This window comes from Pantoea sp. SGAir0430 (genome assembly GCF_043549295.1).
Map to the genome: position 1 here is coordinate 2,539,295 of NZ_CP039427.1, position 23,313 is coordinate 2,562,607.

The 23,313-nt window shown below is 56.6% G+C and carries 22 protein-coding genes; 8 read left to right on the top strand and 14 right to left on the bottom strand.

All coding sequences use genetic code 11. The annotated features are described in order from the left end of the window. Window positions 1-240 carry a hypothetical protein gene (locus E7738_RS12115; RefSeq protein WP_155519911.1) on the top strand — a complete coding sequence of 80 codons (240 nt, stop codon included), beginning with the start codon at window positions 1-3 and terminating at the stop codon, window positions 238-240. 94 nt (window positions 241-334) lie between these two features. On the opposite strand, the gene murP is transcribed toward E7738_RS12115, so the two are convergent. The 3 genes from murP to gltP form a co-directional block, all read right to left on the bottom strand. Continuing rightward, complete coding sequence (gene murP, locus E7738_RS12120) at window positions 335-1,774, bottom strand: PTS N-acetylmuramic acid transporter subunit IIBC (protein WP_021507818.1); 1,440 nt, start codon at window positions 1,772-1,774, stop codon at window positions 335-337. After that, complete coding sequence (gene murQ, locus E7738_RS12125) at window positions 1,774-2,685, bottom strand: N-acetylmuramic acid 6-phosphate etherase (protein WP_058780882.1); 912 nt, start codon at window positions 2,683-2,685, stop codon at window positions 1,774-1,776. Before murQ ends, murP begins: the two co-directional genes overlap by 1 nt. Before the next feature lie 149 nt (window positions 2,686-2,834). Then, window positions 2,835-4,136, bottom strand: a complete 1,302-nt coding sequence (gltP, locus tag E7738_RS12130; RefSeq protein WP_021507820.1) for a glutamate/aspartate:proton symporter GltP — start codon at window positions 4,134-4,136, stop codon at window positions 2,835-2,837. A 580-nt stretch (window positions 4,137-4,716) separates the two neighbouring features. Here gltP and acs point away from each other — a divergent pair. From acs to E7738_RS12145, 3 genes are all read left to right on the top strand, one after another. Beyond that, window positions 4,717-6,672 (top strand): acetate--CoA ligase, encoded by a 1,956-nt coding sequence (gene acs, locus E7738_RS12135; protein WP_238561248.1) that lies wholly within the window; start codon window positions 4,717-4,719, stop codon window positions 6,670-6,672. Window positions 6,673-6,845: 173 nt separating this feature from the next. Next, the gene (locus tag E7738_RS12140) at window positions 6,846-7,175 is read left to right on the top strand and encodes a DUF485 domain-containing protein (protein WP_021313201.1); all 330 of its coding nucleotides are present in this window, start codon (window positions 6,846-6,848) and stop codon (window positions 7,173-7,175) included. Then, on the top strand, window positions 7,172-8,824 hold the full coding sequence (locus E7738_RS12145; RefSeq protein WP_021507822.1) for a cation acetate symporter: 1,653 nt from the start codon (window positions 7,172-7,174) through the stop codon (window positions 8,822-8,824). The genes E7738_RS12140 and E7738_RS12145 overlap by 4 nt, the downstream gene beginning before the upstream one ends. 157 nt (window positions 8,825-8,981) lie before the next feature. On the opposite strand, the gene E7738_RS12150 is transcribed toward E7738_RS12145, so the two are convergent. The 4 genes from E7738_RS12150 to E7738_RS12165 all read right to left on the bottom strand — a co-directional run bounded on the left by E7738_RS12150 (window position 8,982) and on the right by E7738_RS12165 (window position 11,408). Further along, complete coding sequence (locus tag E7738_RS12150) at window positions 8,982-9,527, bottom strand: YfaZ family outer membrane protein (RefSeq protein ID WP_031279754.1); 546 nt, start codon at window positions 9,525-9,527, stop codon at window positions 8,982-8,984. Between the two features lie 139 nt (window positions 9,528-9,666). After that, the gene (locus E7738_RS12155; RefSeq protein WP_164861036.1) at window positions 9,667-10,212 is read right to left on the bottom strand and encodes a YfaZ family outer membrane protein; all 546 of its coding nucleotides are present in this window, start codon (window positions 10,210-10,212) and stop codon (window positions 9,667-9,669) included. Between the two features lie 82 nt (window positions 10,213-10,294). After that, window positions 10,295-10,990: an LrgB family protein gene (locus E7738_RS12160; protein ID WP_021507825.1), complete on the bottom strand. Its 696-nt coding sequence runs from the start codon at window positions 10,988-10,990 to the stop codon at window positions 10,295-10,297. Then, entirely contained in the window at window positions 10,983-11,408 is a 426-nt protein-coding gene (locus E7738_RS12165) for a CidA/LrgA family protein (RefSeq protein WP_021507826.1), read from the bottom strand. Before E7738_RS12165 ends, E7738_RS12160 begins: the two co-directional genes overlap by 8 nt. Window positions 11,409-11,511: 103 nt before the next feature. Here E7738_RS12165 and E7738_RS12170 point away from each other — a divergent pair, with 103 nt between their 5' ends. After that, window positions 11,512-12,414, top strand: coding sequence for a LysR family transcriptional regulator (locus tag E7738_RS12170; protein ID WP_021507827.1), 903 nt, complete (start codon window positions 11,512-11,514; stop codon window positions 12,412-12,414). A gap of 60 nt (window positions 12,415-12,474) precedes the next feature. Here the strand turns inward: E7738_RS12170 and E7738_RS12175 are convergent, their stop codons facing one another. The 4 genes from E7738_RS12175 to soxR all read right to left on the bottom strand — a co-directional run bounded on the left by E7738_RS12175 (window position 12,475) and on the right by soxR (window position 17,155). Continuing rightward, complete coding sequence (locus tag E7738_RS12175) at window positions 12,475-14,124, bottom strand: Na+/H+ antiporter (RefSeq protein WP_021507828.1); 1,650 nt, start codon at window positions 14,122-14,124, stop codon at window positions 12,475-12,477. A gap of 136 nt (window positions 14,125-14,260) precedes the next feature. Continuing rightward, a complete protein-coding gene (locus E7738_RS12180; RefSeq protein ID WP_058757550.1) occupies window positions 14,261-15,610 on the bottom strand; it encodes an NCS2 family permease in 1,350 nt (449 codons plus the stop codon). A 356-nt stretch (window positions 15,611-15,966) separates the two neighbouring features. After that, window positions 15,967-16,635 (bottom strand): glutathione S-transferase family protein, encoded by a 669-nt coding sequence (locus E7738_RS12185; RefSeq protein ID WP_021507831.1) that lies wholly within the window; start codon window positions 16,633-16,635, stop codon window positions 15,967-15,969. A 43-nt stretch (window positions 16,636-16,678) separates the two neighbouring features. Further along, on the bottom strand, window positions 16,679-17,155 hold the full coding sequence (gene soxR, locus E7738_RS12190; RefSeq protein WP_021507832.1) for a redox-sensitive transcriptional activator SoxR: 477 nt from the start codon (window positions 17,153-17,155) through the stop codon (window positions 16,679-16,681). A 99-nt stretch (window positions 17,156-17,254) separates the two neighbouring features. Here soxR and soxS point away from each other — a divergent pair, with 99 nt between their 5' ends. Both soxS and E7738_RS12200 read left to right on the top strand, forming a co-directional pair. Beyond that, on the top strand, window positions 17,255-17,683 hold the full coding sequence (gene soxS, locus E7738_RS12195; protein WP_058757551.1) for a superoxide response transcriptional regulator SoxS: 429 nt from the start codon (window positions 17,255-17,257) through the stop codon (window positions 17,681-17,683). A gap of 244 nt (window positions 17,684-17,927) precedes the next feature. Continuing rightward, on the top strand, window positions 17,928-18,209 hold the full coding sequence (locus tag E7738_RS12200; protein ID WP_058770027.1) for a YjcB family protein: 282 nt from the start codon (window positions 17,928-17,930) through the stop codon (window positions 18,207-18,209). 54 nt (window positions 18,210-18,263) lie between these two features. Here the strand turns inward: E7738_RS12200 and E7738_RS12205 are convergent, their stop codons facing one another. Then, a complete protein-coding gene (locus E7738_RS12205) occupies window positions 18,264-19,214 on the bottom strand; it encodes an ATP-grasp fold amidoligase family protein (protein ID WP_031279756.1) in 951 nt (316 codons plus the stop codon). 8 nt (window positions 19,215-19,222) lie between these two features. Next, window positions 19,223-20,479 carry an oligosaccharide flippase family protein gene (locus tag E7738_RS12210; protein ID WP_241798052.1) on the bottom strand — a complete coding sequence of 419 codons (1,257 nt, stop codon included), beginning with the start codon at window positions 20,477-20,479 and terminating at the stop codon, window positions 19,223-19,225. 527 nt (window positions 20,480-21,006) lie between these two features. On the opposite strand from E7738_RS12210, the gene E7738_RS12215 reads away from it, so the two are divergent. Beyond that, the gene (locus tag E7738_RS12215) at window positions 21,007-21,402 is read left to right on the top strand and encodes a transposase (RefSeq protein ID WP_031279757.1); all 396 of its coding nucleotides are present in this window, start codon (window positions 21,007-21,009) and stop codon (window positions 21,400-21,402) included. Between the two features lie 909 nt (window positions 21,403-22,311). Here the strand turns inward: E7738_RS12215 and E7738_RS12220 are convergent. Further along, window positions 22,312-23,265: a DMT family transporter gene (locus tag E7738_RS12220; RefSeq protein ID WP_058780887.1), complete on the bottom strand. Its 954-nt coding sequence runs from the start codon at window positions 23,263-23,265 to the stop codon at window positions 22,312-22,314. Window positions 23,266-23,313 lie beyond the last annotated feature (48 nt).

Genomic DNA, 23,313 nt, shown 5'->3' on the forward strand with positions numbered 1-23,313 from the left:
ATGCGTGAAAATCAGGAGAAAGCTGTTGCTTATATAGACTTTATGGCTGCACAGATCAAAAGCGAGCCCGGAGATATTTATCGGAATGAAATAAGAATTTCGCAGAAAATGAAAGGCTATAACCCTGCTTTAAATAAGGCTTATAGGGATAACGCATTAATATTATGTGATTTATCTTCAGCCACTCCAGTAAAGTCTGGACGGGTGATAATTCTCACGCTCAATAATAAGCAGCGCTAACGAAATGCTGCAATTGTGAGCCAGCCCCCAATTGCAGCAAAATCATCCATTTAATGACATCAGACCTCTTGACGGTCTGCTCGCGCAGGCTTTTCTAGCTTAAATCGACGTTTTTGGTGCCGCCCCACCAGGTAAAGACGAAGCCGCCGATCCACGCCACGATCAGCCCCACCAGATAGACCGCCATACCGGCAAAGATGCCCTGCGAAGAGGTCATCAGCGGCAGCGTCACCAGTCCTGACGGGCCAAACACCGTGTTCATGCCCACCGGCAGGCCGAGCCACGCCACCAGTCCGATAAAGAAGCCGCCCAACGCACCGCCGAAGCAGGCGGTGATAAACGGTTTAAGACGCGGCAGCGTCACGCCATAGATGAGCGGCTCACCGACGCCCAGCAGGCCTGGCACGATGGCGCCTTTAATCTGGCTGCGCAGCAGCGAATGCTTGTCGGCTTTGCACCACAGCGCCAGCGAGGCCCCGACCTGACCGGCTCCGGCCATGGCGAGTATCGGGAACAGCGAATTGAAACCCTGGGTTTCCATCAGCGCAAAATAGACCGGAATAAAGCCCTGATGAATGCCGAACATCACCGCAATCAGGAATAAACCGGCCAGAATGGCACAGCCGAACGGGTTATTGTTCAGGTGGATAAACAGCCACGACATGCCTTTAAACAGCTCGCCGCCAATCGGCATGATCACCAGGAACGTCACCGCGCCGGTAATTAACAGCGTCAGCAGCGAGGTAAGGATCATATCGAGATTATCCGGGATAATTTTGCGCAGCTGTTTCTCCAGCCAGGCACCAAATATCGCCGCCAGCAGCACGCCAATAATATTGCCGCGCGGATCGATGGTCAGGCCGAAGAAATCCTGCATGCCGCTGTAATAGCCGACGGTCGCGTTCGGCACATACCCCAGCACAAACAGCGAGGCGATAATCGCGCCGTTCACGCCGGTGCCGCCAAACGCTTTCTGCGCGTTATAGCCGATTAAGATACTGAGGAAGGTGAACAACCCTTTACCGAACACCTTCATATAAGCCACGGTATCCAGCAGCCAGCGGGCGTGTTCCCCGGGCTGATTAAGATGAAACACCTGCTCAATCAGCGTGGCAAACCCCAGCAGCAATCCGGCACCGATAAAACCCGGGATCAGCGGGGTAAAAATGGTGGCAAAGCAGGAGAGAAAACGGTGCAGCGCGCTGGTTTGCTTCGCTTTCATCTGCTGCTTCTGCGCGCTGGCGATGCTGTGCAGATCGCCCGCCGCCTCTGGCGTGGCGCTGTTCAGCATCGCCTGCATTTTTTCCGCTGCAGTTTGCGCTTTGCCAGGGCCGAGCACAATCTGCAGCTGGGCATCGCTGTCAATCACGCCCAGCACGCCGGGCAGCGTTTTCAGCCGGGCGCTGTCGACCCGCGAGGCATCGGCCAGCGTCAGACGCAGACGCGTCATGCAGTTACCGCAGTGCACGACGTTGCCAGCGCCGCCGACCGCCTGCAGGATATCGCGCAATAAGCTTTCAGTGATCGCCGCCATCATTGCGCTCCTGCGTGGTGTAATGCCTGGCGGATAAAGCCGTGGTTCTGCGCCAGCAGCGCCTGCGCGTCATCGGCGTTCAGGTCCGCCAGTATCATCACAATGGCGGTTTTACAGTGGCCGCCGCACGCTGCCAGCGCCTGCTGTGCGCGGGCATCGTCACATTCGGTGGCCTGCTTAACGATGTTGATTTGCCGCTGCACCAGTTTCTGATTGGTGGCTTCTACATCGACCATCAGGTTGCCGTACACTTTGCCGCTGCGGATCATGGCGCCGGTGGTCAGCATATTGAGCACCAGCTTCTGCGCGGTGCCGGCTTTCATGCGTGACGAGCCGGTGACCACTTCCGGGCCTACCACCGGCGTCAGGGCGACGTCCGCCGCCTGCGACATGGCGCTGTTGGGATTACAGGTCAGCGCGGCGGTGAAGGCGCCCTGCTGCTTCGCCCAGGCCAGCGCGCCGAGCACATAAGGCGTGCGGCCGCTGGCAGCAATGCCGACCAGCACATCGCGCGCCGAAAAGTCGATATCTTTTAAATCCTGCGCGCCCTGCTCGCGGTTGTCCTCGGCGTTTTCCACCGCCTGTAAAATGGCGGTATGGCCGCCGGCGATCAGCCCGACCACCTGACTGCGCGGCGTGCCGAACGTGGGTGGGCATTCGCTGGCATCGAGAATACCGAGACGGCCGGAGGTCCCGGCACCGCAGTAAATCAGACGTCCGCCCTGGCTGAATGCCGCCGTGATGGCATCCACCACCTCAGCAATCTGCGGCACGATAGCTTCCACCGCCAGCGCCACTTTTTTGTCTTCATCGTTAATGACGCGCAGCATCGCTTCCGTGTTCAGCTCGTCAATGTTCTGGCTCGCCGGGTTGCGGCCCTCGGTGATCATCTGGCTCAGATCAATGTTCATGTTCGCTCCCTTCAGGAATAATTTATTCTTGAAACTATATATCATATAGAATTGTTAATTCCTCCTGCTCAGGTCAATTTTTTTGCCTTTTGCGGCAGCGGACATAAAAAAACCCGCCAGAAGGCGGGTTCAGTCAGAGAGCGTGTCGCTTAGCTGGCATTTTGCGTGCGCAGCTGCAGCTCGTAGGCGGCGGCCTGTTTGGTATCAAACTGGTTTTCCCAGCGGGCAATAACCAGCACCGCCAGCGCGTTACCGATGACGTTGAGCGCGGTGCGCGCCATGTCCATGATACGGTCGACGCCGGCGATAAACGCCAGACCTTCCAGCGGAATACCAACGCTGCCCAGCGTGGCCAGCAGCACCACAAACGAGACGCCCGGCACACCTGCGATGCCTTTCGACGTCACCATCAGGGTCAGCACCAGAATGATTTCATCGGTCAGCGACAGGTCAATGCCGTACAGCTGGGCGATAAAGATCGCCGCAATGCTCTGATACAGCGTTGAACCATCCAGATTGAACGAATAGCCGGTTGGCACCACGAAGCTGGTGATCGCCTTCGGCGCACCGTAGGCTTCCATCTTCTGCATGATGCGCGGCAGTACGGTCTCTGAGCTGGAGGTGGAATACGCCAGAATCAGCTCATCTTTCAGAATGCGCATCAGGGTGGTAATACGCAACTTGCAGAAGCGCGCCACCGCACCCAGCACCACGAACGCAAAGAACAGAATCGCCACGTACACCAGCAGCACCAGCTTGGCCAGCGGATAGAGCGAAGCAAAGCCGAAGTTGGCAATGGTGACGGCAATCAGTGCAAACACCCCGACCGGCGCATAGCGCATGATCATGTGCGTCACTTTAAACATGGTTTCGGAAATGGAACGGAATACGGTCACCAGCGGATCGCGATGCTCCGACGGCAGCGCCGACAGTCCCATGCCAAACAGTACCGAGAAGAAGATAATCGGCAGCATGTCGCCTTTGACCAGTGAGGCGAAAATATTCTGCGGGATCAGCGACAGAATGGTGGTCACCAGGCCATGTGGCGCACCCTGCACCGCTTCCGTTGTGGCTTCGTATTTAGAGATGTCCACCGTTGCCAGCGTTGACATATCAATGCCGCTGCCGGGTTGGAATACGTTGGCCAGCGTGATGCCGACCACAATGGCAATGGTGGTAATCACTTCAAAATAGATGATGGTTTTCACACCAATCCGCCCGAGCTTTTTCGCATCACCCACGCCGGCGATGCCGACAATCAGTGAGGAAATAACAATCGGCACCACAATCATCTTGATCAGATGAATAAAGATGTCGCCGGCAGGAGTAAGAATGTTAGTGATTAACCATTCACGATCGTCTGGCTGATTATGCAGCACGGTTCCGACGATAACGCCGAGAATCAGGGCAATCAGAATCTGCCACGCGAGGGTGAGTTTAAAACCTTTCATAACGCGTTATTTCCTCAGTTAAAACCCCTTTGCTCTGCTGCGAAGGTGCAGAAGACATTACACACAGGGAAGTGAGCAAAAGCCCGATAAAATAGAGGGTTATAATGGACTGCATCGGTTACCGCTGCGCCGGCATTATGCGCCCGCGCGATGATGCAGCCTGAGTTGATACCTGCTGAACAGGGCCGAGATAAGTACCATTTTCACTAAGGTAAATGCAACCCCTGGGGCGATAGCTTAAATCCTGCACAGCCAGGCAGCATAAAATGCTGCTGACATGCGCCTGTCATAACTCGCTGTTATGAAAAGTGTTAATTCGATAATTTTCCGCATAGCTATTCAGGATTGCTGAAAAAACGTGCCGGTCTGTTTGCTGCTTATTTAACCGGCTGGTTCATAATTTTATTGATCCAGCCAGTGGTTTTGCCTCATTTCCTGCGCCGGTAAACAGATTGAATTGGGTGACTTTTCAGCCTTACACAAGGTCGTGATCCAGACTGCAAAACAGAAACAAAGCCCGGCCTCACTCTTCAATTAACCTTTGATTGACATATGATTAACATCTTCAAGGAGGTCAGCCATGAGCCAAATACACAAGCATCCCGTACCCGCTGCCATTGCAGCGAATGCCCTGATAAATGCCGATCAGTATGCGGCGCTGTATCAACAGTCGGTTGACGATCCTGAGGCCTTTTGGGGCGAACAGGGCAAAATCCTCGACTGGATGACGCCCTACAGCAAAGTGAAAAATACCTCGTTTGCCCCCGGCAATATTTCGATTCGCTGGTATGAAGATGGCGCGCTGAACCTTGCCGCCAACTGTCTCGATCGCCACCTGGCTACGCGCGGCGATCACCCGGCGATTATCTGGGAAGGCGATGACGCCAGCGAAAGCAAAACCCTGACTTTCCGTGAACTGCACGCCGACGTCTGCCGCTTCGCCAACGTGCTGACCGGTCTTGGCGTGAAGAAAGGCGATGTGGTGGCGATCTACATGCCGATGGTGCCGGAAGCCGCGGTCGCCATGCTGGCCTGCGCGCGCATCGGCGCCGTGCACTCGGTCATTTTTGGCGGCTTCTCACCTGAAGCGGTGGCCGGACGCGTAGTGGATTCCAGTGCAAAACTGGTGATTACCGCTGACGAAGGCGTGCGTGCCGGACGCAGCATTCCGCTGAAGAAAAACGTGGACGATGCGCTGAACAATCCAAACGTCACCAGCGTGAAAAACGTGGTTGTGTTCCAGCGCACCGGCAAAGAGACCGGCTGGCGCGAAGGCCGCGATCTGTGGTGGCATGAACTGATGGCGAAAGCCAGCGATCAGCATCAGCCGGTAGCGGTCGAGGCCGAACATCCGCTGTTTATCCTTTATACCTCCGGCTCCACCGGCAAGCCGAAAGGCGTCCTGCACACCACCGGTGGTTATCTGGTGTATGCCGCCACCACCTTCAAATATGTTTTTGATTATCATGACGATGATGTGTACTGGTGCACCGCCGACGTGGGCTGGATTACCGGGCACAGCTATCTGATCTACGGCCCGCTGGCCTGCGGGGCCACCACGCTGATGTTCGAAGGCGTACCCAACTGGCCACAGCCCAGCCGCATGGCGGAAGTGGTGGATAAACATAAGGTCACGCTGCTGTACACCGCGCCAACCGCTATCCGCGCGCTGATGGCCGAGGGTGATAAAGCGATTGCCGGCACTCAGCGCAGCAGCCTGCGCATCATGGGATCGGTCGGCGAGCCCATCAACCCGGAAGCCTGGGAGTGGTATTACAAAAAGATTGGCGACAGCCGTTGCCCGATCGTCGATACCTGGTGGCAGACCGAAACCGGCGGCTTCATGATTACGCCGCTGCCCGGTGCCACCGAGCTGAAGGCCGGCTCGGCCACCAAACCCTTCTTTGGCGTCCAGCCGGCGCTGGTGGATAACGAAGGTAATACGCTGGACGGCGCCACCGAGGGTAACCTGGTGATCGTCGATTCATGGCCCGGCCAGGCACGCACGCTGTTTGGCGATCACGATCGCTTCGAGCAAACCTACTTCTCGACGTTTAAAAATCGCTATTTCAGTGGCGACGGCGCGCGCCGTGACGAAGATGGCTATTACTGGATCACCGGCCGCGTCGATGACGTGCTGAACGTCTCCGGCCACCGGCTTGGCACGGCGGAGATCGAGTCCGCGCTGGTCTCGCATCCAAAAATTGCCGAAGCCGCGGTGGTGGGGATTCCGCACAGCATTAAAGGCCAGGCGATCTATGCTTATATCACGCTGAATCACGGCGAAGAGCCGTCGCCAGAGCTGTACAGTGAGGTGCGCAACTGGGTGCGAAAAGAGATCGGCCCGATTGCCACGCCAGACGTGTTGCACTGGACCGATTCGCTGCCAAAAACCCGCTCCGGCAAAATCATGCGCCGCATTCTGCGCAAGATCGCCGCCGGCGATACCAGCAACTTTGGCGATACTTCAACGCTGGCCGATCCGGGCGTGGTGGAGAAATTGCTCGAGGAGAAACAGTCGATCACCATGCCATAACCGGCATTGACCCGGCGGAGAGTATCAGCCTGTCCCCGGCAGGCAGCTCTCCGCTCTTCCATCCTTACGCCGTATGCTTTTCACCATCGCACAACCTTTATAACTAGAATATTCAGCCAGTTAAATCACGTTGCCGTGAGTTTTCTGTCTGCCTTGCCTCTGGAGAAAATGTGATGAACGAAGCCCTGAACCAACAGGAAGCCGTCTGGCAACAAATCGAAAGCAATCCGCGTTTTCAGGAGCTGGTGCACAAACGTCAGTCGTTTGCGCTGCTGCTCAGCCTCATCATGCTAGTACTGTACGTCGGCTTTATTCTGCTGATTGCTTTCGCGCCCGGCTGGCTCGGCACGCCCTTGCACGCCGGCACCAATGTGACGCGCGGCATCCCCATCGGCGTCGGCCTGATTGTGGTGTCGTTTCTGCTGACCGGCGTTTATGTCTGGCGCGCCAACGGCGAGTTTGATCGTCTGACCAAACAGATTGTCAGCGAGGTGAAATCATGAAGCGCCTGCTCTCCGCCTCGCTGGCTATCGTACCAGCCAGCGTATTTGCCGCCGATGCCATTACCGGCGCGGTGCAAAAACAGGCCACCAACTACGAAGCGATCATCATGTTCGTGGTCTTCGTGGCGGCCACGCTCGGCATTACTTACTGGGCGTCCAAACGCACCCGCTCGCGCAGCGATTACTACACTGCCGGCGGCAACATCACCGGTTTCCAGAATGGCCTGGCGATGGCCGGTGACTTTATGTCGGCCGCCTCGTTTCTCGGTATCTCCGCGCTGGTCTACACCTCCGGCTACGACGGGCTGATCTACTCGCTCGGCTTCCTCGTCGGCTGGCCCATGATTCTGTTCCTGATTGCCGAACGCCTGCGTAACCTGGGCCGCTATACCTTTGCCGATGTGGCGTCCTATCGCCTGCAGCAAAAGCCCATCCGCACCCTCTCCGCCTGCGGTTCGCTGGTGGTGGTGGCGCTGTATCTGATTGCGCAGATGGTGGGTGCCGGTAAGCTGATCCAGCTGCTGTTCGGTCTCGACTACCACATCGCGGTGGTGCTGGTCGGCATTCTGATGGTGCTGTACGTGCTGTTTGGCGGCATGCTCGCCACCACCTGGGTGCAGATTATCAAAGCGGTGCTGCTGCTATTTGGCGCCAGCTTTATGGCCATCATGGTGATGAAAGCCACCGGTTTCAGCTTTAATACGCTGTTTACCGAGGCGATGGCGGTGCATCCGAAAGGAAGCGCAATCATGCAGCCAGGCGGTCTGGTGAAAGACCCGATCTCGGCGCTGTCGCTCGGTCTGGGCCTGATGTTTGGCACCGCCGGCCTGCCGCATATTCTGATGCGTTTCTTCACCGTCGCCGATGCAAGAGAAGCACGCAAAAGCGTGTTCTGGGCCACCGGCTTTATGGGCTACTTCTACTTCCTGACCTTTATTATCGGCTTCGGCGCGATTCTGCTGGTCGGCGCTAATCCGGCCTTCAAAGACGCCAGCGGCGCGCTGATTGGCGGCACTAACATGGCGGCAGTGCATCTCTCCAATGCGGTCGGCGGTAGCCTGTTCCTCGGCTTTATCTCGGCGGTAGCCTTCGCCACCATTCTGGCGGTGGTGGCCGGCCTGACGCTGGCCGGTGCTTCGGCGGTGTCGCATGACCTGTATGCCAGCGTGATCCGCAAAGGTCAGGCCACCGAGCGAGAAGAGCTGCGGGTGTCAAAGATTACCGTGCTGGTGCTGGGCGTGGTGGCGATTGCGCTGGGCATTCTGTTCGAGAAACAGAACATTGCCTTCATGGTCGGCCTGGCGTTCTCGATTGCCGCCAGCTGTAACTTCCCGATTATTTTGCTGTCGATGTACTGGTCAAAGCTGACCACGCGCGGCGCCATGGTGGGAGGCTGGCTGGGCCTGCTGACGGCGGTGGTGCTGATGATTCTCGGCCCGACCATTTGGGTGCAGGTACTGGGACACGCAACGCCAGTCTATCCGTATGAGTATCCGGCGCTGTTCTCGATGCTGGTCGCGTTTGTCGGCACCTGGCTGTTTTCCATTACCGATCATTCCCAGCAGGGGGCGCTGGAGCGGGCGAAATTCCGCGGACAGTTCATCCGTTCACAAACGGGCGTCGGGATTTCGCAAGGGAAAGCACATTAAGATTGAGAGGGTGCGGTGATTGACCAGGTCGCCATCAACACGGTGCGGTAATTGACCAGGTCGCCATGAACGTAGTGCGGTGATTGACCAGGTCGCCATAAATGGCGACCCTACGGAATTTCGTAGGGTGCGCATTCATGCGCACCTGGTACAGTCATCAGAAACGCAGCGACGCACCGACGTACGGGCCGTCGACCAGCACGTTATCTTTACGGTCGCCTTTGTTGTTCAGCTCAATGTACTGATAGCCAACGCGCAGGTTCAGCAGTGAAATCGGCGTAAAGCTCAGGCCGCCTGAGGCTTCTTTATAGCTGTCCAGACGATCGGAGAACGCTTCCGGCGCATAGTAATATTCGCCGTACAGGCCCCACATGCTGTTAAAGTTATACTGCGCACCGGCACCCAGCGCCACGGTGAAGCCATCACGGCCATCTTCCGGATGGGTGAACAGCGCTTTTGCCGTCGGTGCCACGCGGAAATCACCCACATCCAGGTTATAACCCATACCAAGGCCGTAAGTGCTGCCGTCGTGATCGCTGCGCAGCCAGTTGCCTTTCAGAAACAGACCCGGTGAAGCGGTGCCGAGGCCAAGGTTCAGGTTGGTGCTGTGCTCACCCACGTCAACACTGCCCTCAATCGCCTGCGCGCCGCCGCTCAGCAGTGCCAGACCTAAAACGCTTCCCGTAACAAGTTGCTTAAACATAACAATCCACTCCATGAAGGACACATAATTCGGCGCAAAGGGTAAACAGCGCGGCGACGTGACACAACTTTATTTGGAAAGCTTTACGTAAAAATGGGTTACAGCGGGCAGAAAACGGCCGCGAACGGCCGTGGAGGGATCAGAAACGCACGGCAGCGCCGATAAACAGGCCATCCATCAGGCTTTGATCGGCATGGCCATAATCACCGTTGACGGAGAGGTAGCGATAGCCGCTGCTGAGTGATAACCACTTCGCCGGCTGGTAATAGACGCCCGCTTCCAGCTGATGCAGCGCATGCAGATTGTGGTTGGCAAAATCAGGCGACAGGCTGTAATCCAGATAGAGCCAGGTGGCCCCTGCCCGCGGCAGAGGTGCCATCAGACGAATCCCGCCATTCATGCCACGACTTGATGTTGAGGTGGTTTTCACATCGGCCCAGAATGCACCGATACGCGGTGCTACCTGCAGCGCGCCGAGGGAAAAGCCGTAGCCGAGGCTGGCGTCGAGCAGATGGGTTTGCTGATGACCATGCACATACTCCAGTGCTGCCTGCACGCCTGGTGCGGTGCGGTCGCTGTTAATCCGGGCTGTCCAGAAATGGCTGCCGCCCTGCCCGCCGATCTCAGCGGCACTGGTCCCGGTGGCGGCCAGCAGCAGGCCTAATGCTAATGTGGTATTTTTCATTCTCGCTTCCTTGTTGTTTACGCGCGCAAACGGTAAGCAAAGCGAGGAAACTCTGATATGAGCCCAGGCTCAAATTTGCCCGTCAGGCATGCCACAACAGCTGACCCAGCAGCGGGGCCAGCAGCACCGTGAGCACGCCGGAGAGCATCATTACCAGGCTGGAGACCACGCCCTCCTGCTGGCCGAGCTGATAAGCGCGTGCCGTGCCGGCACCGTGCGAGGCGGCGCCAAAGCCGGCGCCTTTTGCCACGCCCTGCTTAATCGCGATACGTAAAAACAGCACGTCGCCCACCGCCATGCCAAACACGCCGGTAATCACCACGAACAGCGCGACCAAATCGGGCTGGCCGCCAATCGGCTGGGCCGCTGCCAGCGCAAAAGGCGTGGTGATGGAGCGCACCGCCAGGCTGCGCTGGATGCTCTCCGGTAGCGTCAGCAGCCGCGCCAGCCATACCGAACTGCACACGGCCACCAGCGTGGCGGTGATGACGCCCACGCTCAGCGACAGCCAGTGGCGGCGGATAATGTGCAGGTTTTCGTAAACCGGCACCGCAAAAGCCAGCGTCGCCGGCCCCAGCAGCCACAGCAGCCAGTGGCTTTCGGCGATGTAATCCTGCCAGCTGACGTGCGTCAGCAGCAGCAGCGCCACCAGCACCAGCGGCGTTAACACCAGCGGCATCAGCAGCAGCGTGGGCCTGCGCCGGTACAGGCGTTTATTGAGGTAGTAAACCAGCAGCGTCAGCGCCAGACATAACAGGCTAATGATAAAGTCAGTCACGATCGCCCTGCTTACGCGCCGCGCGCGCCAGTTCGAAACGGTATAAGCGATCGACCACCAGCGAGGTGGCCGCCAGCACCATCAGCGTACTGACGGCGATCACCACACAGATGCGCCAGCCTTCACTGCGCAGCAGGTCGCTGTAATTCACCACCGCCACCACCGCCGGAATAAAAAACAGCAGCATTTCGGCCAGCAGCCAGTTGGCCCCGGCTTTAACCCAGCGCAGCGGCACGATACCGCTGACGATCAACAGTAACAGCAACACCATACCCACGACGTTGGCCGGTAACGGCAGATGCAGCCAACTCACCAGTTGGCCACTGGCAACGAACAGGGCGATATACAGCACCAGCTGCAGCGGCACCGTGACGCGTTGCAGGATATCCGTGGTGCGCGGACGAAGCGCGGACGCCATTTCTCTCTTCCCCCTTAAAAATTCAGGGTTTCAGTATAAATCCGCGCCAGAGTGTGAAAGAAATGAATTAAAATTATTCAAACTATGCCAAAAAGGAATGTTTATGGACGTGCGTGCCCTGCGTTACTTCACCGAAGTGGTGCGTCAGCAGAGCTTTACCCGCGCGGCGGAGAAGCTGTTCGTGACGCAACCCACCATCAGTAAAATGCTGCGCCAGCTGGAAGAAGAGCTGGGCTGCACGCTGCTGCTGCGCGAGGGACGCAAGCTGCATCTCACCGACAGCGGCCAGGCGGTGTATCAGCGTGGCCTGGCGATTTTGCAGGAGTTTCATCAGCTGGAGGCGCAAATCAGTGACATCAACCAGCTGAAAACCGGTGAGCTGCGGCTGGGCATTCCGCCGATGGTCGGCATGCAGATTGCCGGATCGATCTCCGCGTTCCGCCGCCGCTATCCCGGCGTACAGCTGAAAATCTCCGAATTTGGTGGCCTGACGGTGCAGCAGGCGGTGCTGAGCGGCGGGCTGGATATTGCGCTGACCGCCCTGCCGATTGATGCGGAGCTGCCGCTGAACACGCTGGAACTGATGCGCCATCCGCTGTGCGTGCTGCTGCCGCGCAGCGCGCGCTGGCTCAACCGCACCAGCCTGACGCTGGCCGAGCTGGCTCAGCATCCCCTGCTGATCCTCAACGAAGAGTTTTCGCTTAACCGCCAGCTGATGAAAGCGTTTCAGCGCCAGGGAGTGATGCCGGATATCGCGCTGCGTAGCGCGCAGTGGGATTTTCTTGCCGCGATGGTGCAGGCGGATATGGGGCTGGCGATCCTGCCGGAGCCGATCTGCCAGCGGCTGGATAAACAGGCCTTGCTGTGGCTGCCGCTGGAGTCGGAGCTGCAGTGGCGTCTGGGGCTAATCTGGCGCGAAGGCAGTTATCTGTCGCGCAGCGCGCAGGCGTGGATTGCCTGCTGCCGCGAACACTGGCCGGATAACGCGCCACGGCTATCGCTGTAGCAAAGCGGCCGCCCTGTCTGTCAGGCGGCCGCGGGATCGGAGAGCAGCAAAACGCGGCGGCTATTCCTCTTTCTCTATCAGCAGCGCTTCCAGCAGGTCGAGATCGCGCAGCAGGCGCTGCATGGTCTCGTTGGAGATCTGCTGGGTGGCGCGCAGATGATAAACCTCGGCACGCTCGGCGCGCAGCGCGGTCAGACGGAAACGGCGCTCCAGATTTTCCGCAAACAGCGCCTGTTCCATATCATCTTTGCCATCGACGCGACGACGCAGATTACCAATCACCCGCAGGCTGACCTCTTTCAGCAGCTCAGGATCGATGTTCTCTTCAGCGTCGTTTTCCAGCCGCTGCTCCATTTTATGCAGGCTCTCAATCGCCACGCCGGCCATCGCGGCACGCGCGCTCTGGATTTCGCGACGGTGCCCCACTTTGTCGTGGCTCTCCATGCCGCGCAGCAGAATCGGCAGCAGAATCACGCCGACAAACAGCGAGAACAGAATCACGCCGGTGGCGATAAACACCAGTTCGTAGCGCGCCGGAAAAGGTTCGCCGTTGCTGAGGAACAGCGGAATCGACAGCACACCGGCCAGCGTGATAGCACCACGCACGCCGGCAAAAGAGGCGATCAGCAGTTCACGCAGCGAGTAGCTGGAAAACTCCAGCGGCTTCTTCTTCAGCAGGCGCAAGCTGGTGCGCTTCATGATCCACAACCAGCCGAAGCGCACGATCATCAGCGCCGCATAGACCAGCCCGACGTCGGCGAACAGCATCCACAGCTCGACGTTAGGATCGGCGTTCGCCTGAGCAATCGAGGTGGAGAGAATGTCCGGCAGCTGCAGGCCCAGCATCAGGAACACCATGCCGTTGAACACAAACTCCAGCATCTGCCATACGCTGTTGGCGCGCAGGCGCATCGCCAGCGGTGCCTGACGGATGATGCCGGAACGGGTGATGGTCATACCGGCCGCCACCGCCGCCAGAATGCCGGAGACGCCGAGGTGTTCAGCAATCAGGTAAGAGGCGAACGGCAGCAGCAGCAGCAGTACGGTTTGCGTTGCCGGGTCGTCACCGCTCCAGCGGCTGAGCAGGCGCAGCGAACGGCCATACAGCCAGCAAACGGCGACACCGGCCACCAGGCCGCCAATCGCCACTTTAAGGAATTCGACGCTGGCGCCGCCCCAGGTGAACACCATGGTGCCCATCGCCACCGCGACGGCAAACTTGAGTGACACCAGGCCCGACGCGTCATTCATCAGCGCCTCGCCCTGGACAATCGACATGATCTTTTTCGGGATGCGCCCTTCGCCGACGATGCCGGAGAGCGCCACCGCATCGGTCGGTGACAGCACCGCCGCCAGCGCGAACGCCGGAATCAGCGGAATGCCCGGCACCAGCCAGTAAATCAGGTAGCCGATACCGACCACGGTTATCAGCACCAGCACCAGCGCCAGGCCGATAATTTCACGGCCGTGATGCAGAAACTCGTTGATCGGCGTTTTCCAGCCATCAGCAAACAGCAGCGGCGGAATAAACAGCACGAGGAACAGTTCGGGGTCAAAATCGACGTGCAGACCAAAGGTTGGCCAGGCCAGCAGCGCGCCGGCCGCGATCTGTACCAGCGGGAGCGGGATCTGAAACGGCAGGATACGTGCCGCAACGCCGGACAGCGAAACCACCAGCGTCATGATGAGAATAGTAAAGAAGATTTCCATGCTTTCCTTAGGCGAATCATATTAATCGAAGCGATGTTGCGTCGGAAAGTGTAAAACAAAACGCCGCCCGGCGGGGCTACCCGATGTGCGGCGTGTGCGATAAAGAGAATAATCCGGACTGACGCCCGGATTGCGGTCAGATAGCCCAGCCGCCCGCGTAGAACGCCACCAGCGCCACAGCAATCACCACCGTGCCAGCGTTGAGCTTGCGCCACTCGCCGGCAAACAGGCGGCCAATCACCAGCGCGGCAAAGCCGAGCATGATGCCGGTGACGATGTTGCAGGTCAGTACGATGAATACCGCCGTCAGCAGGCCAGACATCGCATCGACGAAATCATTGAAGTCGATTTTGGCCACGTTGCTCAGCATCAGCAGGCCGACATACATCAGCGCGGGTGCGGTGGCATAGGCTGGAACCAGATAAGCCAGCGGCGACATAAACAGAATCAGCAGGAACAACAGACCCACGACAATCGCCGTCAGGCCGGTTTTACCGCCGGCGGCAGTACCCGCAGCGGACTCGATATACACTGCGGCGGGCGAGGCACCCACCAGTCCGGCAAACAGGCTGCTGATAGAGTCGGTGGTCAGCGCGCGACCGCCATTGATAATCTGGCCCTCTTTATCCAGCAGGTTCGCCTGCCCGGCCACCGCACGAATGGTGCCGGTGGCGTCAAACACCGCGGTCATCACCAGCGCCAGCACGCTCGGCAATACCACCGGCTGCAGCGCGCCCATGATATCCAGGCTAAACATCGCCGACTGGCCGCTGGCATCACGCAGGCTCGGCATGGCAAACAGCCCCTGCCACTTTACCGCCGGGTCGAAAATCAGCCCAAGCAGCGAAATCGCAATGATGGTCAGCAGAATGCCGCCCGGTACCCGCCGTTTTTCCAGACCAAAAATCGCCGCCAGCCCGATCAGCGCCATGATCACCGGGAAAGAGGTGAAGTGACCAAGCGCCACCGGCAGGCCTGCCGCCGGGTTTTTTACCACCAGACCAATGCCATCGGCGGCAATCAGCAGCAGAAACAGGCCGATACCGACGCCGGTACCGTGCGCCACGCCCATCGGCAGGTTACGCAGAATCCACGCGCGAATGCCGGTCACGGAAATCAGCGTGAACAGCAGGCCCATCAGGAAGACCGCGCCCAGCGCCACCGGCACGCTAATGTGCTGGCCCAGTACCAGACTGAACGCGGTGAAGGCGGTCAGGGAGATGGCACAACCAATCGCCATCGGCAGGTTGGCCCACAGTCCCATGATGAGGGAGCCAAAGCTGGCCACCAGACAGGTAGCGACAAACACCGCCGTCGGTGAGAAGCCCGCTTTACCAAGCATGCCAGGCACCACGATGACCGAATAGACCATCGCTAAAAAGGTGGTGAGGCCAGCCAGCACTTCCTGCCGCACGCTGCTGCCGCGTGCTGAAATGTGGAACCAGGCGTCCAGTTTTCCCCTGGCCGGGCGTGATTCGCCAGACATAGTTATTCCTCTGTGTTTTTTAAGATATAGGTCACCGCGCGGCTCGCGTTTGCGCATCATCCTGGTGAAGATGTCTCAGAGAGAAAAGCAGGCAAACGATTACGTGGCCGCGTATTCCAGGTCAAAAAGGGGTGACGCGGAAAAAAGGCAAACGATTATCTGGCGTTTGGGGTGGCGTTTTCAACTGCTAATCACCTGGCAGGCAGGATAATGCGCAGCTCTGGCGCAATTATGGCTGGCGTTACGCTAGCGGGAGCAGGAAATCATGGAGGAAAAAGGCTGGCATTTCAGGTGGTTTGCTGCGGTGCCGCGACAGCGCGTCGCGGCGTCCTGTTTCGTTGCGTTACCGCTGCGCCTCAGCCGTTATTGAACTGAATCGGGCCGCCCTGCTCCAGCGCGCGCTGCCACGCGGCGCGCTGCTGCATATTCTCCAGCCAGCGCGCCGTGGCGGGCATCTCACCCAGCGCGCCACGCATCTGCAACGCCAGCAACGGAAAACTCATCTGCACATCGGCAATACTGAAGCGTGAACCGGCAAAAAAGCGCTGCTGGCTCAGATGCTGCTCAATCACGCGCCCGTGGAGCGCCAGCTGCTTGTTCAGCCACGCTTTCTGAATGCCTTTACTCAGCGCCACGCCGGCCGGGCGCAGCAGCCACGGCACCGGCTTTTTACCAAGCTGAGCAAACACCAGCTTCATCACCAGCAGCGGCATCAGCGAACCTTCAGCATAGTGCAGCCAGTAACGCGCCTGAATTTGCTCCTCTTCCTCATGCAGCGCCAGCAGATGCTCGCTGTCATACTTTAGCTGCAGATATTCGAGGATGGCGCCCGATTCGGCGATCACCCGATTGCCATCGGTAATCACCGGCGATTTACCCAGCGGGTGCACTTTCTTTAATTCGTCCGGCGCCAGCAGGGTATTTTCCCGCTGATAGCGTTTGATTTGATACGGCACCGCCAGCTCTTCCAGCAGCCACAGCACCCGATGAGAACGGGAGTTTTCCAGATGGTGAACGGTAATCATGCGCGATTCCTTGCTGCTAAGGGTTGGCATCTAGTATAGCGGATTAACGCTGCGGCTCGTCCTGTTGCGGATCGAGCAGGACCGCTCCGGAGCCCTGCTGTCCCAGACGGTCACCCGGATTGCGCAGCGGGCAGTCGCGCATCGACAGGCAGCCGCAACCAATGCAGCCGTCAAGATCGTTGCGCAGACGCGTCAGGGTTTCGATGCGTTTATCCAGCTCTTCGCGCCAGTGCTGCGTCAGCGCGTCCCACTCCTGCGTCGACATGCGCTTATTCGCCGGCACGTGCATCAGGCTGTCGCTGACCGTCGCCAGCGGAATCCCGATGCGCTGCGCAATTTTGATGATCGCCACGCGGCGCAGCACATCACGGCTGTAGCGGCGCTGATTACCGCCATTGCGCGTGCTGCTGATCAAGCCTTTGCTTTCATAAAAGTGCAGTGCCGATACCGCCACGCCGCTGCGTTTCGCCACTTCGCCCGGCGTCAGCACCGGTTTCGGGTAATTGCGTTCTTTTTTCATTTAGGGCCTTTACCTCAAGTTAACTTGAGGAATTATACTCGCACCCCAGCAAAACAGCGAATTTCAAACCAGGCGATAACCTTGCAGAAGGAACAGGCTATGATGCAACAGGAAATCATCCATTCACTGACTAACTGGATCGATCAGAATCTGGATAAAACATTGTCGATTGATGAAGTGGCGGCAAAATCGGGTTACTCGAAATGGCACCTGCAGCGTATGTTCCGTACGGTTACGAAACAAACGCTGGGTGGTTATATTCGTGAACGCCGTCTCACGCTGGCCGCCGAAGCCTTGCGTCAGACGCAGCGTCCGGTATTCGACATTGCGATGCAGTACGGCTACGACTCGCAGCAGACGTTTTCGCGCGTGTTCCGCCGTCAGTTCTCGCAAACCCCTACCGCTTATCGTCACAGCATGCGTCGCCAGGCGATGGTGCAGCGTCCGCGTCTGGTCAACTTTGACTGCAGCGAAGGCATGAACAGCTTTGCCCAGCGCACCACCGGCGAGTGCTGCCCGGTACGCTGAAGTCAGTGCGCCCCACGCGGGCGCGCCTTTCCCCTCCTCTTCACCTTCCTCCAGCCCTTTCTTTGCCTGCCATACCAGGTCTAAATTTTGTTCAAATTTTCAAATCCAGTGATATAATGTGACCCAAGTCACAGATTCAAGCTGTATTAAGACGACAGAAGGGCTTCCCTGACCTCCCTTTTCTGCCGCCAGTGATGTCCGATGAATGTCAGGGATATTACTGATCTCAAGAGGTTTTTCGCCAATGGCTACGTTAACTACCAGTCTGATCGTCATGCGTTGGGAACTACTCAGCGCGCTAATGATGTTCTTCGCCAGCACCATGAAAATTAAATTGCGTCAGAACAGCCACCACGTGATGGCGCTGATGTGCGGCGGCGTGGGCGTAGCGATGTCATGCTGGTTCGTTACCGGTCTGCTCGGCATTACGCTGAGCATGGAAAACGTGCATAACTTTATGTCCATCACCAAAGAAGCGTTTATTCAGGTGATGAGCCAGACACCAGCCGACTGGCCAATGCCGTAAACGCGGCGCATAAAAAACCCCGCTAAGCGGGGTTTTTTATTTTGCTGTGTGATTTCAAATTTTCTTCAATACGGCTGGAAGTGGTACTTCCGGCACAGTGACGTCCGATCTCTGCGTATCGCGACGATCCTGAATCCACATATCACCCATCATCTGATTAAGCCCCCGATCCAACCCGGTGACCAGCCCGGCGCCTGGCGTGAACGTCAGCTCACCGAAGTAGATCTGTTCGCCATCGATATACCAGTCCACGCGCACATAATCGAAGTCGCTGGCCAGCGTTTTACTCAGTGCCAGCGCGTGCTGCAGCTGTGGCAGCAACGGTGACACATCCAGCCCGGTATCACGGATTTTGTGATACGCCTCGTTAAGATTGTTGACGTAAAAGTTCATCGACAGCAGCGGATTACAGCGGTTGTAGATCACCTGCAGCACATATTCAAAATTGCCGTCGCGCTTGTTGAACATGTGAAACTTGTAATCGATCGGCGCGGTTTTGCCATCGCCGATGTACTTCTCCACCAGAATGCGCGGCTTGATATAGCGATAGTGAATCTCGCGCGCCTCGTTGGCGAAGTCGGTCTTCAGCCAGCGCTGGCAGTCGCTGATAATCTGCTGTTTTTTCAGCGCATCCGGTTCTTCCAGCAGGATCTCAACCATGTTGGAGCCGTGATTCGGCTTGATAACCGTGTTCTTCCAGCTCGGCAGCGTATGCAGTGAGTGCGGATCGCTGGTCTCATAAACCAGCGGAATCAGATACTCACTGCCCACCTTTTCGGCAATGTACTCACGCACCGAAAATTTGTCCGACAGGCGGCCATAGCACTGGTAGTCGCCGTAGACGAATTTGCGATACAGCACTTTCTCGTTGAACACCTTCGGCTGACGCAGGTTCGGCAGCTTACGGAATTTGTGAAAGTAGTAGATGCGATCCTGGTAAGCCCAGGGCATCTTTTTGATGAAATACTGTACGCTTCTTCTGAGTTCGTCTTTCAACCTGATCATATCTGACCTCATTTGTAGGTTTTGTAGTTGAGTGAGGAAACCTGAATTTTTTGGATGACGCCGTTTTTGAAGAAGTAATTCATTACGGTCAGGGACAGTAACTCCGTGATGAAGACGCTCCAGGCGGCACCCATGATGCCGTAGCCCTGGATCAGCCACCACGACAGCGGCAGGCTGATGACCATCAGACAAATGATCTTCTTCAACAGATAGTTAAACCCGCCCTCTTTCACCATGTAGCGATAAGCGACGGTCCCCATTGCCGAAAAGCAGGTTGCTAACGACAGTAACGTAATGAGACTTCCGGACTGTGTGTACTCGTGACCATATAAAGCGATGATGATTTTTTCGCCGTATAAGGCGATCACCGCTAATAACAGCAATGAAACTCCCATGACATAGCCGTTCAGCCGCGCGGTGAGCTTGATCGCGGCTGCTCCACGCTCGCGGAAAATCTCCGAGAAGCAGGAAGTGATGATGGCAACCGGGATAAAAATCCAGGAAGCCGAAATGGTATTCGCGGCGGCGAACAGGCCAAGGTCGCGCGCTGAGGCGATGCCCGCGAGGAACATCTGTGCGGCTTTCACCTGCACCGAGATAAAGATGCTGGAGATGGCCAGCGGCAGGCCGGCATACATCAGGTAGCGCAGGTAGGTGGTGCGCTTGTCCTGCGGCGGTGCCAGATCCTGATGTTCGCGATAGAAATTGACGCGCTTGATGGCGTACGGCACCAGTGTGACGGCCACAATCGAGGCGGTGAGCCACAGTGGATTGAGATGCAGCCAGGCGATGGTGAAGCTCATGGCAAAGCCCAGCAGCAAGCCGGCCGAGTTAGCAATGGTATTGAGCCGCGACGCCAGTCGCGCATTGTTATAAACGCTGAACGTGTCCTGGGTGACAAACACCGACGAGATAAACGAGGCCAGTGCAAACGCAAGGAAGTTTTCCTGCATGTTGTACCAGACCCAAATCAACACCGGGATTGATGCCAGCAACAGTAGCACCAGGCGCATGGTCCGCGCCACGGTCATCAGCCGCAGGCCTTTCGGCGCACTTTTGCTGATGCGCTTGAACAGGATGGTTTCGGTACCAAAAATCGCCACGGTTTGCACCATGGAGAACAGCGAGGTCGAAAACGCCATTTGACCAAACACCGTTGGGCCAAAGGATTTTGCCACGTAGGAGGTCACAAATATGACGCCGAATACCGAGACGATCTTCTCAGACATCATCCAGGCGGCATTAGACATTACGCTCAATTTCATTGACTGGTCCTTAGTATTACGTACAGCAACTGCTTTTCGGTACAACGTCCTTGAAATGAATTAACAAGCGCTCAGTGGGCCTGACACAATTTAATAACTTCAAACCAGGCTGGTCCGAAAAATGAGACTCGCGTCAGAGTTTAGCGATTAAATTCAGGAAAATTCCGATTAAACCTGGTGCGAAGCCCGATGGATGTAAACGATTTCAACCCGAATTCAGGACAAAAGTTCACAGGCATATCCTGAGTTTTTTGCAAGCAGGCTATGCCGAATTTCCAATGATTGTCGTATTTTTCTGCATTTGGGATGGAATGAATCTATATCAAAAACCCAGCACCAGGAAGGCGTTCAATGGCATTCAGAATAAAATAAGATTTATCCCATGATGATATTTATTCTAAATAACTTAATTTAACCCTCGCAATTCTAATCGCGCACTTTAATACTGCATTAATACCGTTTTTGCAGTACCAGATATTAATACAGTAATTCTCATCCACTAATTGATAAGAAAGGTAAGAGCATTTATGAGAAAGTCACGATATAGCGAAGAGCAAATCACAAATGCCATTAAAGCTTCTGAAACGGGAGTGAAAGTCAGGGAGATTTGTGAGGAGCTGGGCATTTCCGAGGCCACCTTCTATAGCTGGAAGAAGAAGTTCTCCGGGCTTTCTTCAGAGGAGGGTCGAAAAATCAAGGAGTTGGAGGATAAACTGCAGAACCTTACGCGCGAGCTGCAGACCCTGAGCTCCGACAAGGAGATGCTGCAAAGCGTGCTGAAAAACTTCTTCACTACGAATGAAAAGCGTCAGGCGGTCAACTTCCTGCAAACCACTTTCGACATCGGTACCCGTCGCAGCTGTCGTTTACTGGATATTAGCCGTAGCGTTTATCATTACCCTTCCGGTTCCGATAATCGCTAATACCATTGAGGCCGATGTTATATGACTTAATGCTGAGATTTGTTCTTACCAGAAGAGATGAAGATCATTAAATTCGGCATTCGCTACATAACAATTCGAACCACTTTTTCCTGATGAATGCCATCACGGAATCACTTCCTTTTTTGCGGTAAAATTGATTCACACCAGCAAAAGCCTCGCGTTTCAAGCCATTTAGACTTAGCCCAATCTCATTTTGGTGAGATTGGTGCTTAGTCTATTACTTCACGATTACTAATAATCAGACCTGATCACAGACAATTCTGTTAAGCGTTAATGAACAACACGGTGTAACCGCTCACACATTGGCTCAGTTTTAAACTGGATCTGGCCGCTGCGTTTATGATCGCTTTGGCGATCAGCGCTAGTCGGCTAACTCTTAAACCACACCAGGAATACTCCGGTTCAAAAACGTTATGATGTTTAAACTATAAAGCCGAAAAACGGTTATCCACGGTAAATACTGCGCTTAAATCCATCGTCATCTTTAATCTTTTTTTCTGGCAGCTGTTGGGAATCATTCTTAACAATGCCGGTAACGCTTAAGGCTAAGGTGGCTTCTCACGCTGGAATTTCAGTGCCACAGTCGGGTAAAAATCCGACTGGCGAAGAGTTTTTTACGCGCTAAACCGGCGAATTGTTGCCCGATATGCGCTTTTTTTATCCCACCGGAACGCTTTAAGGCAGCGAAAGTCGACCTTTTAGCGTGCTGACGGCAGAGAGTTTTATAGCGGAAGAGAATGAAAACCGGGCGGCCGTAGCGCTGGTCGGTTATATAGCGTGCGCGTGGCGGCCAGTATCAGGTCACTGAGGCGGGATTACCGGCTGGTCAAATTCCTAAAATATCAGGGGAAAGCGCTGCTGAGTGGATGACTCAGCAGCGAGGCAGGGTTAAGGAAGCGCGCTCAGCCGCTGCGGTTTAATGCGCATGGCATAGATCACGCCAACGATCAGACAGCCGATGCCGATGCTGGTGAGCAGCGGTGGCCAGCTCTGGCGGTAAATGAAGGTCCACAGCAGGCCAGAGAGCGTTTCGAATACGATGAGCGGCCCCATCACCACCGTTGGCAAACGCTGACTGGCGGCATTCCAGCACAACGCCGCCAGCCATGAGCAGAACAAACCAATCGCCAGCATCAGCCAAATAAAACGCGCCGGCTGCGGGCCGAACGGCAAAGCGAAATCGGGCTGCTGCCAGTGAATCTGCAGGCTCACCAGCCCATAAAACACCAGCGCCAGCGGCAATGTCACCAGCCCCTGCGCGGTGGCCCAGCTCGACGGTTTGTGCTGAGGATGTTCGCGCAGCCAGCGCGCATTGCGCAGCGGATACCAGGTCCAGCACACCACTGCCAGCACCGCCAGCAGCAGACCACTCAGGTAGCCCCAGAGATCAAATGCCGACCCCTGCCCGTGCAGTTCCGCCGCGTTGACGCAGCCCAGCCCGACAGCAATGATGACCAGCGCGGGCATCAGGCGGCGCCACGGCAGTCGCCCTTCGAGGTGGCCATAACAGAGGTTAGCGGTAACGGTGATCACCACCGGCAGCGTGCCGATGATCATGGTGGAGACCGGTGCGCCGGTGCGCTGAATCGCGCTGGCGAGGCAGGCGTAATAGAGCAGATTGCCCACCAGCGACAGCTTCACCGCCTCCGTCCAGTCCGGGCGCGTCAGCTGTTTTAGCCGGCGCCGGCTGAGCCACGCCAGCGGCAGCACCACCAGACCAAAGGCAACATAGCGACCCGCCGATTGCAACGTGCCCGGATAATCGGGTATCAGCAGCGGCCCGACAAAAATCATGCCCCACATCAGCCCCGCCGCGAGGGCAAACACTATTCCTGCAAACATACACCTTTCCTTTATCTTCAATCCGCCACAGTGTGGCGCAGGAAAAGG

Coding starts and splice junctions, on each gene's coding strand:
- E7738_RS12115 (WP_155519911.1), top strand. CDS start 1: ATGCGTGAAAATCAGGAGAAAGCTGTTGCTTATATAGACTTTATGGCT.
- murP (WP_021507818.1), bottom strand. CDS start 1,774: ATGGCGGCGATCACTGAAAGCTTATTGCGCGATATCCTGCAGGCGGTC.
- murQ (WP_058780882.1), bottom strand. CDS start 2,685: ATGAACATTGATCTGAGCCAGATGATCACCGAGGGCCGCAACCCGGCG.
- gltP (WP_021507820.1), bottom strand. CDS start 4,136: ATGAAAGGTTTTAAACTCACCCTCGCGTGGCAGATTCTGATTGCCCTG.
- acs (WP_238561248.1), top strand. CDS start 4,717: ATGAGCCAAATACACAAGCATCCCGTACCCGCTGCCATTGCAGCGAAT.
- E7738_RS12140 (WP_021313201.1), top strand. CDS start 6,846: ATGAACGAAGCCCTGAACCAACAGGAAGCCGTCTGGCAACAAATCGAA.
- E7738_RS12145 (WP_021507822.1), top strand. CDS start 7,172: ATGAAGCGCCTGCTCTCCGCCTCGCTGGCTATCGTACCAGCCAGCGTA.
- E7738_RS12150 (WP_031279754.1), bottom strand. CDS start 9,527: ATGTTTAAGCAACTTGTTACGGGAAGCGTTTTAGGTCTGGCACTGCTG.
- E7738_RS12155 (WP_164861036.1), bottom strand. CDS start 10,212: ATGAAAAATACCACATTAGCATTAGGCCTGCTGCTGGCCGCCACCGGG.
- E7738_RS12165 (WP_021507826.1), bottom strand. CDS start 11,408: ATGGCGTCCGCGCTTCGTCCGCGCACCACGGATATCCTGCAACGCGTC.
- E7738_RS12170 (WP_021507827.1), top strand. CDS start 11,512: ATGGACGTGCGTGCCCTGCGTTACTTCACCGAAGTGGTGCGTCAGCAG.
- E7738_RS12175 (WP_021507828.1), bottom strand. CDS start 14,124: ATGGAAATCTTCTTTACTATTCTCATCATGACGCTGGTGGTTTCGCTG.
- E7738_RS12180 (WP_058757550.1), bottom strand. CDS start 15,610: ATGTCTGGCGAATCACGCCCGGCCAGGGGAAAACTGGACGCCTGGTTC.
- E7738_RS12185 (WP_021507831.1), bottom strand. CDS start 16,635: ATGATTACCGTTCACCATCTGGAAAACTCCCGTTCTCATCGGGTGCTG.
- soxR (WP_021507832.1), bottom strand. CDS start 17,155: ATGAAAAAAGAACGCAATTACCCGAAACCGGTGCTGACGCCGGGCGAA.
- soxS (WP_058757551.1), top strand. CDS start 17,255: ATGATGCAACAGGAAATCATCCATTCACTGACTAACTGGATCGATCAG.
- E7738_RS12200 (WP_058770027.1), top strand. CDS start 17,928: ATGGCTACGTTAACTACCAGTCTGATCGTCATGCGTTGGGAACTACTC.
- E7738_RS12205 (WP_031279756.1), bottom strand. CDS start 19,214: ATGATCAGGTTGAAAGACGAACTCAGAAGAAGCGTACAGTATTTCATC.
- E7738_RS12210 (WP_241798052.1), bottom strand. CDS start 20,479: ATGAAATTGAGCGTAATGTCTAATGCCGCCTGGATGATGTCTGAGAAG.
- E7738_RS12215 (WP_031279757.1), top strand. CDS start 21,007: ATGAGAAAGTCACGATATAGCGAAGAGCAAATCACAAATGCCATTAAA.
- E7738_RS12220 (WP_058780887.1), bottom strand. CDS start 23,265: ATGTTTGCAGGAATAGTGTTTGCCCTCGCGGCGGGGCTGATGTGGGGC.